The following is a 14934-nucleotide window of genomic DNA, read 5'->3' as shown; positions in this document are numbered from 1 at the left end:
CCTTAGGAACGGCGTTTTTCACAATCACATACCCGTTTTCTTTCCAGAACTGCCAGTCTGCTTCACTTAGTACTCTAAGCGGTTCCTGATTTGGACGCTCATTGAGTGATGTCTTGATTCCCTAAAATATTGTTTTTCTGATTCACGTTTCATTCCTCCCGAAAATTTATTTGTAATCGCTTTCTAAGGTGTGGTTTCAGGATAATCCATGAAACGCGTTTCATAGCAAGCATGAAATGAAAATAAATTATTCATCCTCTTTTCTGAAACTCAGAAGGGGTCATACCGGTCCATTTCTTAAACGTGCTGCTGAAATGCCGTTCATCCTGATAGCCTGATAGCCTTGCAGCAGAATAGATTTTTAACCCCTTTTTCAAAAGCTGTTTCGCTTTGCCAATCCGGTAAGTGTGCAGGTAATCCAGAAAGTTAATGCCCATTTCCTGTTTGAATAAGGAGCTCAAATAGGAGGTGGAAACAAAGACGTCTTTTGCAAGGGAATCGAGGGTCAGGTTCGATTTATAGCTGCTGTGAATAATATCAAGCGCCGCCCGGACTGTTTTATGAACGCTGTTTTGTCCTTCTGCTGTTTGGATGAGCTGCTTAAAAGCCTCTTTCAGCATGTGTGACATGGCGGAAAAGGTTTCTGCCTTTGAAAGCTGATCATTCCAGTTCAGCAATTCCTGATGAACATCGGCAGAATAGTTTTTCATCAACAGCTTAAAGGCTTCGTTTAAAAGAGAGGTCGCTCTTTGGATGGCTTCACTCTTTGAAATATGCTCACTGTCTTTCATGATAGCTAGCCATGAATCCAGCTCAGACATCATCAGAACAGCATCTCTTTGACCAAATGCATCCATCATCTCCTCCTCATTTTGAATGGCCTTGCTGGCGGAAGTATCTGCCGTATTCTTTAAAACAAGTGAGGAAAAAGAATACACACCTTTCTTTGCCTCGGAAAAAAAAGCTATATCTAAGCATTTCAATGCTTCACTATAAGACTGGTAGAGTAGCTCAAGTGGCTGCAGGTTCCCAACACCAAGTACCGCTTTAATCCCAAATGTTTTCTCAAGATAACGCTGCAATTTTCCGAGATCTGCCATATGCTTTTTCTCTTGAAGCTTTCCGGCATTGGCAATCCATACAAAATAATCGCTGAATTGAAAAAGTTCGACCCCTTCAGGTTCATAAACCGCACTCATCAAAGCCGCAGTCCTTTCTCTTCCTTCTTCTCCAATAAAGGAACCTTGCATATGAATGATTCCAGCTTGAACCGGCTTATTTTTAAAAGAAAGCTTCAGCTCCTGGATATCTTTCACCATTTGATCTTTTCCGCAGCCTTCTTCAAGCCAGTGACTCAGCCTCTGCTGCTTTACTTCTGAGAGATGCTTTGTCCATGATTCTTTTAAATGATCTATTACCTTTGTATTCTCTTTGCGTTCCTCTAACCTTTCCTTTGCTTTTAAGACGGATTCCAGAATTTCCTCAGGCATGCAGGGTTTAACGAGATAATCCATTGCTCCGAGCTTAATGCCTTCTTTTGCGTAGGAAAAGTCGCTATACCCTGAAAGGAGCAGGGCTTCAAAATCATGCCCGGACTCCTTTGCTTTCCTTAACAGCTCAATTCCACTCATTCCAGGCATTTGAATGTCTGTCAGCAAAATATCTGGCTGAAAGGCTTGAAAGGACTGAAGCCCCTCTGTTCCATCCTCGCATATCCCGCAAAGATCAATCCCATATTCGTTCCACGCCACCATTTCCGTAATCCCTTCCCGAAAGGCCGCTTCATCCTCAACAATTAGCAATTTGCACATCAGAAATTCCCCCTTCCAAGTTTGTCAGTCGTATTTCCGCACGTGACCCTGTTCCTTCATGGGAATAAAAATGCAATGCAGCTCCATTCCCGTACACAAGCATTAGCCGTTCCTTCACATTATGGATCGCATAGCCCGTCCCGTTTTTGCGGTCGAATTCTTCCAGCTCATACGCTTTAAGAGGCCTGTTTATTTCAGTTAGTGTACTTGCTGAAATTCCGATGCCATTATCGGCGATTTCGATCACTGTATGGCCTGATTCTGTAAAAGCTCTCACTGATATGAATCCACTTTCATTTGAAGGTTCAATGCCATGAATAATCGCATTTTCTACAAAAGGCTGTATCAAAAGGTTTGGTATTTTCATATTTTCTAATCCTGGTTCAATGGATATTTCAAAATTGACATTTGGTTTAAAGCGCATACCTTGAAGGTACAAATAGTTTTCCACCAGTTCAATTTCTGATTTCAGATCTATAAAATCTCTTCCGTCGTTCAGAATGAGCCTGAAAACCTTTGATAACGCATACGTCATGTCAGCAATTTCATGCTCGCCCTTCCGTTTTGCCGTCCAGCAAATGGTGTTCAGCGTGTTATACAAAAAGTGAGGATGGATTTGAGACTGCAAAGCCTTCAATTCTGCATCGCGCTGCTTGAGTTTAGAGTGATATACGTCATGAATCAGCGTTTGAACCCGTTCGATCATCTGGTCATAGCCTTTTCCCAATTGACCGATTTCATCTTCCCCGGAGAAAGCCACGCTTTGAGAGAAATCTCCTTTTTCAACCTCTTTCATCGATAAAATGAGTTTCTGCAATGGCTTTGTTAGGTGTGAGGCAGCGAGAAGGGAGACGAAAATGCTTCCGATAAAACAAAGAACCATGACAAAAAATGTGATCCATTGAATTTGATTCAGTTCCTTTAAAACCTTCTTTTTTGACTGGACAATGATGACATTCCAGTCAGCTGAGTCAGAATGAGAATGTCCGATAATCCACTCATCACTGCTGATGCTAGAGGGGATGTCTTTTATGGCCGTATGCTGAATGGGTTTCAGAGCAGGTATGCTGCGATAATTTTTTCCTACCCATTTCATAGTAGAGGAAGTCAGAATCATGCCATTGTCATCAAGGATGAACATCTGGGTTTCGGGATCTTCCTTCGTTAAATAATTTCCCCTTAAAAAGTTGGCATTAATGCCAATCACAACAATCCCTTCATTCTTCAGGCTATTACTGTTTTTTAATATTCTGGACTTTAAGACTTTGCTTTGACTGTCTCCGATGAAGAGGCTGTTCTCCGGCCTGAGCAGATGCCAATCAGATTCTCCGGTTTTTAGCAGTGAGCTGTCAAACAGGGGAGAATGCTCATAATAAGTGAAGCGTTTGGCGCTCGTGATTCCAGTCTGATTGATGGCAAGCGGCTGCTGATCGGCTTCTTTTGGAGATAAACTGTAGATAATCAGTGATTGGATAATGGGGCGGGTTACCATCATCTTAGAAAGGGAACTGTAGGTTTGCTGTTTGAGGGGTGAAGGCTCATCTGAATCTAGCAGCTCCTGCACGGAAGAAGAGAGAAATAAATAATTGGCAAAGTCATTGACCTCCTGATCAATTAAATTTAATTGATCGATGCTCTTTTTCAGCAGGTTCTCTTGATTCTGATTCACCTTGCTGAAAACCTGATCAGTTGCGATTTGATAGGAGGTGAAGCCTGTTATTGCAATTGTCAGCATAAATAAAGGCACAAACCAGATTAATAGCTTCTGCCGTATCGGCAGGTTCATATACCACTTCAGGATGACTTTCATTCTATTGCCTCTCCCTTAAAAATCTTTCTTTCGCCTCTTATATGTCAAATCATACTAAATTATATGAAAAATGAAAACGTTATCTAAAATTTAGGACATTCTTTTCATATCCGGATCATCTTAGAATGATGATAAAGGCTTAGGAGGTGAAAGAAGCTGCATAAAGTAATGAGTAATCGTTTGTCTATTTTATTTTTGGTAGGGCCGGGGCTTGCCATCTTTTTATTTATGATAGGTATTCCGGTCATCATGAGCGTCTATTACGGGGCGACGAATTGGAGTGGAATCGGACAGTATGAGTTTGTCGGCTTGCAGAATTTCATCGATATTCTGACGAAGGATCCAGTGTTCTGGAAAGGGTTATGGCATGCTGCTCTCTTAGCTGCTCTGACGGTTATCCTGCAGCATCCAATCGCCATTCTGATTTCGATTCTATTAACCTATTGCGGAAAGCTAGAGAAATTTTTTGCAGCGATCTTTTTTATCCCTGCTGTCATTTCCGTTGTTGTCACGTCAAAGCTTTGGGTCAGTATATTCCACCCAACCTACGGATTAGTGAATAAAGCGCTTGATGTGTTTCATCTTTCTTTCCTTAAGCATAACTGGCTGGGTGATCCGAGTACAGCGATATGGTGCATTATTCTTGTCGTGATGTGGCAAGGGTTTGGATACGCATTGCTCCTGTACCATTCAGGACTGCAGGGCATCCCAGAATCGATGAAAGAAGCAGCGATGCTTGATGGTGCCAATCAATTCCAGCTTTATACTAAGGTCATTATTCCTTTATTGTTTCCTGTTATGAGGGTCGCTATTGTTCTAGCGGTTGTTACTTGCTTAAAACAAATGGAAACGATTTTCTTGATGACAGGAGGGGGACCAGGAGACAGTACTGAATTTCTTGGAAACTATCTCTATAAAACGGCCTTTTCGTCATCGCTGTATGGCTACGGAAATGCAATTTCTGTCTTATTCGTTGTATTCTGTTTAATCTTAACAGTCATTTTAAATAAAACCTTGAAAAAGGATGTGGGGGAATATTAACACTCTGGAAAAAAGGAGTTTGAGTGTGGAAACTAACCTTCATTTATCTCAGCCTGAGCTTCATGTTCACACACAGGTGAAAAAAAAGACGTCGTTGAAAAAAATTCTGCTTTTTTTCTTTATGTGGCTTTTAGCTATCGTGCAGCTGTTTCCGCTCATTTGGCTGATCAATTTCTCACTGCTGAAAAGTGGAGATTTCTTTGGACCTTCCTTTCTAAAATGGCCTGAAACATTTGAATGGGCGAACTATTTTAATGCCTTTGCTTACGGAGGGGTTCCCCGCTATTTCTTAAATAGCCTGATGATTACAAGTATAACGGTTGCGGTTTCAGCGATTTTAGCCTTGATGCTTGCCTTTGCGTTTACAAGAATGAGGTGGAGGTTCAGGACGCTTACGATGAACCTGATCATGCTTGGTCTGATCATTCCGATTCATGCAACATTGCTTCCAAACTTTATTATGTTCAATAAGCTCAACATGCTGGATAATCAATTTGCTTTGCTTCTGCCGTATATTGCATTTTCTCTGCCTGTGAGCATGTTTATCATGACAGGATTTTTAGAAACGATTCCAAAAGAAATAGAGGAGTCGGCTATAATGGATGGGTGCAGTATCTTCGGCCTTTTATTTAAGATTATTTTGCCAATGACAAAGCCTGCAATCGCCACAATATGCGTGCTGAACTTTATTACATGGTGGAATGAATTTATCATTGCCAATACCTTTCTTGTCTCGGAGGACTTAAAAACATTGCCGTTTTCCATTCTGAAATTCACGGGACAATATTCTTCCAATTATGGAGCTCAGTTTGCTGTTATGACGTTAATTGCACTGCCGTCCATCTTGATTTTTATTATTTTCAGCAAGCAAATGACAAAAGGGATTACAGCTGGTGCTGTAAAAGGATAGCATTTTTGTAAGCGTTTTTAAAACGAAATTTTAGGGGGATACAAAGTTGAAAAGAATGAAAAAGACGATTTTACTCGCCGTTATGCTTGTCCTTGCCTTCGCTCTTTCTGCCTGCAGCTCAAGCTCTACAGGAGGCAAAGCAGAAGGAAGCTCTAAAAATGAAGCTGTCACATTAAAGTTTTTCAGTGCCAATCCGGATCGGACAGTTGGCGTCGGAAAAGTCGAACAGGATCTGATCGACCGCTATATGAAGGAAAATCCAAATGTAAAGATTGAAGTAGAAGCCCTTCAGGATGAACAATACAAAAATAAAGTGAAAATATATTCTTCAACGAATAAATTGCCGGATATTATGCACACATGGGGGCAGCCGTCCTTTATCGATCCTTTAATTAACAATAAGCTTCTCCTTGAATTGAATCCGAAAGAGTTTGAAAAGGATAACTTTGTTCCAGGCTCAACAGAAGGCTATTCTAAAGGCGGCAAGCTTTATGGACTTCCTAAAAATGCCGATATGATGGTGGTTTATTACAATAAAAAGATATTCAAAGACAACAGCATTGAAATTCCTAAAACACAAGCTGAATTCCTTGATACAGTTAAGAAATTAAGAAGCAAAAACATTAATCCTGTTTCCATCAACGGTATGGATGGCTGGACGCTTCCGATCTGGTTTGAATACGTCCTTCAGCGTGAAACAGGAGACTTTGCCGCAATGGATAATGCGTTGGCGCGCAAAGCAAAATTTGATTCAAGCGAGGTTGTAAATGCAGCCAAGTTTATGAAGGAATTCGCCGATGCAGGCGGCTTCCAGGATGGGTTTCTAACAGCTGATTATGGCACATCCAGAAACCAATTCGGCCAGGAGCAGGCAGCCATGTATTTAATGGGTTCGTGGGAAATGGGACTTGCAACAGATCAAAACTTCCCTGAAAGCTTCAGACAAAATGTGGGTGTATTCTCTTATCCTGCATCTGATAAAGGAAAGGCTGAGGACGTAGCAGCTTGGTTCGGAGGCGGTTATTCGATCTCCAATAACAGTCCTCATAAAGAAGAAGCGCTGAAATTCCTGACGTATTTCTTTAAACCGGAAAACTGGGTAAAATCCGCGTGGCAGACTGGAGCAGCCATCCCTGCACAAACCTTCAGCAGTTATTTAACCGGTAAAGAAACAGCGCTTCAAAAGCAGCTGGTAGACCTGTTCAATTCTATGAAAACATCTAGCGGCACACCTGTTCTTGACCAAGGATCTCCAGAATTCAAGGAAAGCATTATGCAGCTCCATCAGCAGCTGTTATCTAAAACGCTCACTCCGGAGGAATTTGCGAAAAAATTGGATGAAGCCGCTGATAAAAACCAAAGCGCTGCCAAATAATAAGCAGAAAACAGAGGGGCGCGTTTCCTCTGTTTTTTTAACGGAGTAAATTTTAAAAAAAGCCTTTTATATTCGTAAAAATGGAAACGCTTTCTAAAATATGGAGCATTCCTTATTGTTTTTTATATCTCTACTATAAAAGAGTGAAGATTCAAAAAATGATAAGGAGGTAAGAAATGAAAAAAGCATTGTCCGTTTCAACTGCTGTGGTTATGTGTTTTTCACTGCTTGGCACCGTTCCAAAAGTCGATGCCAAACAAGAGACTGCACCGATTTATCAAAATGCAAAAAGTTCTGTTGAAAAAAGAGTTTCCGATTTGCTCGCAAGAATGACGATTGAAGAAAAAGTCGGCCAAATGATTCAGGCAGAACGGGGATCTGTGACACCTGAAGATGTGAAGAATTACTCGCTCGGCTCCATTCTTAGCGGAGGAGGCTCTTATCCTGAAGGAAAAGCAGAAAACTCAACCCGTGATAAATGGTCCAGGATGGTTGATGCTTATCAGGATGGGGCCCTTGCATCAAGACTTGGCATCCCGCTTCTTTATGGAGTAGATGCTGTTCACGGTCATAATAACCTGCTTGGCGCAACCATTTTCCCTCACAGCATTGGGCTGGGGGCAGCACGCGATCCTAAGCTTGTTGAAAAAATCGGGAAAGCTGCTGCTGAAGAAGTGAAATCCTCCGGTCCGAATTGGACATTTGCACCGACTGTTGTTGATGCCCAGAATATTCGCTGGGGAAGGACTTATGAGAGCTTCGGGGAAGATCCAAAGCTCGTTGCTGAAATGGGTAAAGCATACATTAAAGGACTGCAAGGCGATAAAGAAAAAGACTTAAAGAAAACGTCAAAGGTTGTAGCAACTGCCAAGCATTTTATTGGTGAAGGCTATACAAAAGACGGTGTGAACCAGGGTGATGTGACGCAGTATACAGAAGATGAAATACTGGCAAAAGATAAAATCATTTATAAAACTGCAGTTGACTCAGGTGTAAGAACGGTTATGGCATCATTTAACAGCATTCAAGGCTTAAAAATGCATGCCAACAAGCGACTGATGACAGATGTATTAAAAAACGAACTTCACTTTACTGGATTTGTCGTTTCTGACTGGTACGGCATTCAGCAAATAACAAAGGATCAGGACGGGCATCCTGTTTCCGGCTTAAAGCAGCAAATTAAAACGGCAGTCAATGCCGGAGTAGACATGATGATGCAGCCGGAAAATTGGAAAGAAACGTATTCTCTGACATTGGAATTAGTGAAGGAAAAAGAAATTTCAATGAGCCGGCTGGATGATGCGGTATCAAGAATTTTACGCGTGAAATTTGAAGCAGGCGTTTTTGAGCATCCGAAAACAGATAAAACGCTTGCGAAGGATTTTGGATCAGCAGAACATCGAAAAATCGCAAGACAGGCTGTATCGGAATCTTTAGTGCTATTGAAAAATGATAAAGTGAACAACAAGCCAATCATGTCCCAGCTTGGCAAGATGAAAAATATTTTAGTTGCTGGAAGAAGTGCAGATGATATCGGAAAGCAATCCGGCGGCTGGACAATTTCATGGCAAGGAAAATCGGGAAATATAACAAAAGGTACGACAATCCTTGAAGGAATTAAACAGGCAGCGGGAAGAAATCAAAAGATTACGTACAACAAGCATGGCCGCGGAGCAAAAGGGAAGGATGCTGCGATTGTTGTTGTGGGAGAAGAACCATATGCAGAAAGCAATGGTGATACAAACAATCTAAATCTGAATAAGCTTGATCTTCTGACAATTGAAAACATCCGCAAAGCAGATCCGAAAATCCCGATCATCGTTGTGCTTGTTTCCGGGCGTCCAATGATTGTAACAGATCAAATGAAGGATTGGGCAGGGCTTGTGGAGGCTTGGCTGCCTGGTACAGAAGGAGAAGGAGTAGCAGATGTTCTCTTTGGAAAAAAGGACTTCACCGGCAAGCTTTCTGTGAAATGGCCATTCTACTTAGAGGCATACCAAATGGGCAATATGATGAAGGATTATATCATGTTCGATTATGGCTACGGTTTAAAGAAAAACCAGGCAACACCGAAAATAAAACCGGCTCCTGTCCGTCCAGAACCAGCTGGGTTACCGGTTCCGGGGAAGATCGAGGCAGAGAATTATACGAATCAAAATGGACTTCAGACAGAAGATTCCTCTGAAGGAACAAAAGATGTTGGGTGGGCAGATGGCGGTGACTGGCTGGAGTATAACATTGATGTTGCGGAGGATGGCCTGTATCAAGCCGATTTCCGCTACGCTGCGAATTTGAGCGGTGAAACCGGCGTCAACATGATTATTGATGATGCGAAAATAGCAGGGAAATTAAGAGTGACTTCAACTGGAGGATACCAAAATTGGAAAACGCAATCCGTGACAGACGTTCCATTGAAAAAAGGAAAGCACAAACTAAAGCTCGAGTACATTAACGGCGCGCTGAATTTGAACTGGCTTGAATTTAAACGGACTGGTGATATACCTGTTACTCCTCCTGATAATGGCGGTGGCGAGAAGCCGGATGTAATCAAAAAAGAGGCAGTAGAAAATTGGGTGACAACGGAAAGAGATTCAAAGGATATTGCCTGGTATTTCGCTCCAAGGTACCAGCAGGGAGACAAGCTCCTTCAAAAAGAAACAAACCTTGATTTGACAAAGATCGGCGAGAGCAAAGTGCCGGTCATTAACCTTGACTCTGATAAGACGTATCAGGAGGTGCAAGGCATCGGATCCTCAATGGAGGAATCAACCATCTTCAACTTGTCCAAAATGTCTCTTTCAAAAAGAGAGGAATTGCTGAAAAAACTCGCGGATAAAGAAAATGGGATCGGAATAAGCCAAATGAGGCTGACAATCGGAACAGCCGATTTTACAGCGAGAAAATTCTATACTTACGATGATATGCCTAAAGGTAAAACAGATGTAAATCTTGAAAATTTCTCAATTAAAAAAGATATTGATTACAAAATCATCGACACAGTCAAACAAATCCAAAAAATCAATCCGGATGTAAAATTCTTTGCTTCTCCTTGGAGTCCTCCAGGCTGGATGAAAACCTCTGACAGCATCATTAGAGGAAAAGTGAAGGATGAATATTTGCCGGTGCTTGCTAAATATTATCTGAAATATCTTCAAGCATATAAAGCACAGGGCATTAATATTGATGCATTAACCTTGCAGAATGAGCCGTTATTGGAAATTGACTACCCAAGCACGTATATTCCATGGCAGCAGGAAGCAGAGCTTGCGAAGCTGCTTCGAAAAGAACTTGATGCAAATGGATTTAAGGATGTGAAGCTTTGGATCTTTGATCATAACCCAGGAGACACAATGGCTTATCCCGCAAAGATTCTTGCTGACAAAGAAGCTTATGAAGCAGTGGATGGGACAGCTTTCCATGATTATGGCGGAGATTTAGGCGAAATGACCAAGCTGCATAACCTGTACCCTGAGAAGAATGTTTATTTAACGGAGCGAGCCGTATGGGGAACATCCGGCGCTGACAGAATCGCTCAATACTTCAGGAACTATGCTAAGAGCTACAATTCCTGGGTTACGATGCTTGACAGTGATATTAACACGCATCAATGGGTAGGCACCCCGGATCCGACATTGCTTGTACAGGACTCTGCTGACCGGAACAATTATTGGCTGACACCTGAATATTATATAATGGGGCAATTTTCTAAGTTTGTTAAACCGGGATATACCCGGATTGACAGCAATTATGGCTCTTCAGATGGAGTAACCAATGTTGCTTTCATCAGCCCTGATAAGAAAACCATTGTAGTGGTTGTGATTAACCAGACGGTTGAACCGCAAACCTTCAAACTGATTCATAAAGGTACTCAATTCAAAGCTCAATTGCCTGCTAAATCTGTTGGAACGTACCAATGGAATATAGCAAACTAAGAAACTGCCGAAAAGATAGCCGGACCGAACTGGTCTGGCTATTCCATTGCAAAAAAGGGGGACTTTCCTATGAAAATCAAGCTCATCACAACAACTTATAATAACGAACAGAAAAAAACGATCGGGCATACGAGTGAATTTTTTGAAGATACTGGAGTAGAATTGCAGGCTGTTAATGTGTACCCTAAGATTGTTTATCAAAAATTTGAAGGGTTTGGAGCGGCTATTACAGAGGCTGCAGGATATACTTTTTCACTTATGGGGGAGGAGAACCAAAAAAGGATTATCAGCGCCTATTTCGGTCCTGAGGGAAACAATTATAATCTGGTTCGGACTCACATTGACAGCTGTGATTTTTCTGTTGGCCAATATGCTGCAATGAACGACCCTGAAGATCATGAGCTAAAGTCATTCAGTTTAAAAAGGGACGAGGAGTATATTATTCCAATGCTGAAGAAGGCAGAGCAGACAGCAGGAAAAAAGCTGTCCGTTATGCTCTCTCCATGGTCTCCCCCTTCTTTTATGAAATCAAATGGCAGCAGGACAGAAGGCGGTTCCCTAAAGCCTGAATACCGGGAATTCTGGGCAGCATACATTTGCCGCTATATAAAGGAATACCGGAAAAAAGGATTTCATATCACAATGATGACGATTCAAAATGAGCCGAATGCCAAACAGACATGGGATTCATGTCTTTACACTGATCAGGAGGAAAAAGAGTTTTTAAGAGATTATCTGTATCCTGCACTTGTGAAAAATGAACTTGATGATATAGAGGTCAGCATATGGGATCACAATAAAGAAAGAATGTTTGAAAGAGCATCAGCCATCATCGACGAAGAAACAAATAAGATGGTGCAGGGTGTGGCATTCCATTGGTACAGCGGGGATCATTTTGATGCTATTAGACTTGTTCGCGAACAATTTCCTGATAAAAAATTGATTTTCACCGAAGGGTGCGTGGAATATAGCCGTTTTAGCGAAGCAGGACAGTTAGCCAATGCCCAAATGTATGCTCATGATATCATCGGAAATATAAATGCAGGAATGAACGCTTTTATTGATTGGAATCTCATTCTGAATCAAGAGGGCGGTCCGAACCACGTCGGCAATTATTGTGATGCACCAGTGATGTGCGATACGGATAATGATGCTGTGCAGGAAAAGCTCTCCTATACATATATTGGCCATTTCAGCCGATACATTCAGCCTGGGGCAGTTCGGATTGCCTCTACGAAATACAGTGATAAACTTGAGGCTGTTTCGATGAAAAATCCTGATGAAACAATTGTGCTTGTTTTATTGAACCGTTCAGCTGAGGAGATGCTTATTAATTTAAGAATAGAAGGAAAAACGGCTTCTTTTTCGCTGCCGGCGGGCTCCATAACAACGGGAATATTATAAGCAGCATAAGGAGATGCCAGGAAGCAGCATCTCCTTTTTAAATTTCAGTTTCACAAACTAAACCGATTTAGTTATAATAGATTTATATTTTAAAAGTAATTTAATTCTGCAGCAAGGGGTGGGAGTATTGATACAAAAATACGTGATATTAAACCGTCTGCAACAGGAAAAAGTAATCGCTGTCATTCGCGGGAAAAGTGATCAGGATGCGATCGAGATTTCAGAGGCTTGCATAAGGGGAGGCATTAAGAGCATTGAAGTGACGTTTACAACACCGAATGCGCTTGATGCAATCAAGCATTTGATCAAGCAGTTTGAGGAGGATGAAGTTCTCATTGGGGCGGGTACAGTGCTTGATGCAGAAACAGCCCGCTTGGCCATTTTAAGCGGAGCAGCATATGTGGTGAGTCCTCATTTTGACAGAGAAATCAGCCGTGTCTGCAATCGTTACTCGATTCCATATTTGCCTGGCTGTTCAGCTGTAACGGAGATTGTAGAGGCGATGGCTAGCGGAGTGGATGTTGTGAAAGCATTTCCTGGAGGGAACCTTGGTCCTTCCTTCATTAAAAGCGTCAAAGGGCCGCTTCCTCATGCGAACTTAATGCCATCTGGGGGAGTCAATCTTGAGAACATTCTTGACTGGTTTGAAGCAGGAAGCTTTGCTGTCGGAGTGGGCAGCGAGCTTACAAAAGGCATTCAGAGGGGCGATTATCACCTGGTTGAAGAGCGGGCACGCCAATATACTGAGAAAGTGAAGCAAGCGGGCTTAAGGGTATAAAAGGAGAGCATAATTGTAAGCGATATCAAGCCGGGGATGTTGCACAATGAAAATGACATTCCGATGGTATGGAGAGGATGACCCGGTTACGCTTGAGAAAATCAGGCAGATTCCAGGAATGAAGGGAATTGGTTCGGCCATTTATGACGTGCCTTTCGGAGAAGTGTGGAGTGAAGAAAAAATAAGAGAGTTAAAGGAAAAAATTGAAAAGCACCACTTATCTCTTGAAGTCATTGAGAGTGTTTCAGTGCACGAAGATAGTAAACTTGGTCTTCCTTCAAGAGACGCTTATTGAAAACTATCAAACAACCATCTGGGAAGACCCGGATACGGTCTTCAGGACAGGGCGCTTGGAGCTGTTTACTTAAACGGACTTTGGGAAGCAGCAGTAAAGGGAAGAAAATAACTTCTAAGTAAACCGGAGCACATCCGGTTTTCTTTTTTTTTTCCAATTTAGATGTAAATTTTTCAAATAGAACCGATAAAATCGGTAGAATATCCTATAAGGGGAAAATGGTGAAGACCATGCAAACTACAGATAACTATCAGCTATATTTTTATTATTTTTATATGCTTGAAACATTGGATGAAAGCTTTCAGTTTGTGATTGATGGTTATAAAAACCAGGAATATGAGGAATCCGAAAAAATATTTTCTCGGATTATGGAAGCCTTTTATGATATCGATTCATCCAATTCGGCTATCCTGACAGCCAGTGAAAAAGATGATGAACTGATATCAGAAATATTGAAATTTGACAGTGTCATTTTTGAATTAGAAAAAATGGATTCCGCACAAGAATACCCGTTTGCTTCAGAAACATATATCAAAAACGAACTGGTTCCAGCCTTTAAAGCATGGAAAGAAGCAGTACAAAGCAGAATGCAGCGCTATATTTTACAGTAGTGATCTAAAGAATATTCTGGAGATCTCTTTTTTTTTCATATATAACACGATTCCTGCATATACTGGACGCAAAATATGGTTTCTCTTATTCTGTCGATAGAATAAGAGAATAGAGAAGAAGTTTCCCGGGAAATGTCGAGGTCGACAAATTTCTTTATAAATTAACAAAATTTTCACAAGAAATTTACGTTTCGGCAGGAAACCTAGAGGGGAATATAGAAGTAAGTTTACATATCCTTTACAAAGTGAGGAGGGGTTCTGATGAGATATAACATCAGAGGTGAAAACATTGAGGTAACTCCAGCTTTACGAGATTATGTGGAGAAGAAAATTGATAAACTGGAAAGGTACTTTCAGGATTCTATCAATGCAGAGTGCCATGTGAATCTCAAATACTACAATGATATGGATTCTAAAATTGAAGTGACCATTCCAATGAATCATCTCGTCCTTCGCGGTGAAGAGCACAATGGGGATATGTATGCTGCGATTGATTTGGTAACCAACAAGCTCGAACGCCAAATTCGCAAGCATAAAACAAAAGTGAACCGAAAATTCCGCGAGCAGCAGGAAAACTCCGCAAAATTTGCTTTTACAAATGGAGAAGCCTTAGCATCAGAACCAGTCTCAACGACTGTTCTTGAAGATGATGTAGAGGAGATGCTCGATGACAGCACAGAAGTTGTTCGTACAAAACGCTTTAACTTAAAACCAATGGACAGCGAAGAAGCTATCCTGCAGATGAACATGCTGGGCCATACGTTCTTCGTTTTTACAAATGCTGAAACCAATCGAACTAACGTAGTTTATAAACGAAAAGATGGCAAATACGGCATTATAGAGCCGAATGAATAAGTGTAAAGAAGGCGCCTTCCCGGCGTCTTTTTTTTCGGTAATAGTTGATTCATAATGCTCTTCAAGGTTTTTTAGCCTTTTTTATTCTTAAGGAAGAGAGTGGAATTCATAA

11 protein-coding genes and 1 pseudogene are annotated in these 14934 nt (G+C 41.4%); 10 read left to right on the top strand and 2 right to left on the bottom strand.

Features of this window, described 5'->3' with window-relative positions:
• Positions 1-251: 251 nt before the first annotated feature.
• A complete protein-coding gene (locus ACOT8F_RS08070) occupies positions 252-1811 on the bottom strand; it encodes a response regulator transcription factor (RefSeq protein WP_421651127.1) in 1560 nt (519 codons plus the stop codon).
• Entirely contained in the window at positions 1789-3621 is a 1833-nt protein-coding gene (locus ACOT8F_RS08065; protein ID WP_421651125.1) for a cache domain-containing sensor histidine kinase, read from the bottom strand. The genes ACOT8F_RS08070 and ACOT8F_RS08065 overlap by 23 nt, the downstream gene beginning before the upstream one ends.
• Before the next feature lie 168 nt (positions 3622-3789).
• On the opposite strand from ACOT8F_RS08065, the gene ACOT8F_RS08060 reads away from it, so the two are divergent.
• From ACOT8F_RS08060 to hpf, 10 genes and pseudogenes are all read left to right on the top strand, one after another.
• Complete coding sequence (locus ACOT8F_RS08060) at positions 3790-4662, top strand: carbohydrate ABC transporter permease (protein WP_421651124.1); 873 nt, start codon at positions 3790-3792, stop codon at positions 4660-4662.
• A gap of 25 nt (positions 4663-4687) precedes the next feature.
• The gene (locus ACOT8F_RS08055) at positions 4688-5572 is read left to right on the top strand and encodes a carbohydrate ABC transporter permease (protein WP_421651123.1); all 885 of its coding nucleotides are present in this window, start codon (positions 4688-4690) and stop codon (positions 5570-5572) included.
• 55 nt (positions 5573-5627) lie between these two features.
• Entirely contained in the window at positions 5628-6947 is a 1320-nt protein-coding gene (locus ACOT8F_RS08050; RefSeq protein ID WP_421651489.1) for an ABC transporter substrate-binding protein, read from the top strand.
• 176 nt (positions 6948-7123) lie between these two features.
• Entirely contained in the window at positions 7124-10879 is a 3756-nt protein-coding gene (locus tag ACOT8F_RS08045; protein WP_421651122.1) for a glycoside hydrolase family 3 N-terminal domain-containing protein, read from the top strand.
• A 69-nt stretch (positions 10880-10948) separates the two neighbouring features.
• On the top strand, positions 10949-12283 hold the full coding sequence (locus ACOT8F_RS08040; RefSeq protein WP_421651120.1) for a glycoside hydrolase family 30 protein: 1335 nt from the start codon (positions 10949-10951) through the stop codon (positions 12281-12283).
• A 130-nt stretch (positions 12284-12413) separates the two neighbouring features.
• Positions 12414-13061, top strand: coding sequence for a bifunctional 2-keto-4-hydroxyglutarate aldolase/2-keto-3-deoxy-6-phosphogluconate aldolase (locus ACOT8F_RS08035; RefSeq protein ID WP_421651487.1), 648 nt, complete (start codon positions 12414-12416; stop codon positions 13059-13061).
• Positions 13062-13107: 46 nt separating this feature from the next.
• Positions 13108-13353 (top strand): annotated as a pseudogene (locus ACOT8F_RS08030) (mannonate dehydratase); the annotation flags it as partial.
• A 21-nt stretch (positions 13354-13374) separates the two neighbouring features.
• On the top strand, positions 13375-13467 hold the full coding sequence (locus ACOT8F_RS08025; protein WP_421651485.1) for a mannonate dehydratase: 93 nt from the start codon (positions 13375-13377) through the stop codon (positions 13465-13467).
• Positions 13468-13574: 107 nt separating this feature from the next.
• Positions 13575-13967 carry a DUF8042 domain-containing protein gene (locus tag ACOT8F_RS08020; RefSeq protein ID WP_421651119.1) on the top strand — a complete coding sequence of 131 codons (393 nt, stop codon included), beginning with the start codon at positions 13575-13577 and terminating at the stop codon, positions 13965-13967.
• A gap of 261 nt (positions 13968-14228) precedes the next feature.
• A complete protein-coding gene (gene hpf, locus ACOT8F_RS08015; RefSeq protein ID WP_421651118.1) occupies positions 14229-14822 on the top strand; it encodes a ribosome hibernation-promoting factor, HPF/YfiA family in 594 nt (197 codons plus the stop codon).
• Positions 14823-14934 lie beyond the last annotated feature (112 nt).

It is taken from the genome of Chryseobacillus diguaensis, assembly GCF_049220665.1.
Lineage (GTDB): Bacteria > Bacillota > Bacilli > Bacillales > Bacillaceae > Metabacillus_B.
Note: the sequence above shows the minus strand (reverse complement) of the source record. Positions and strands in the feature narration are given on the sequence as shown.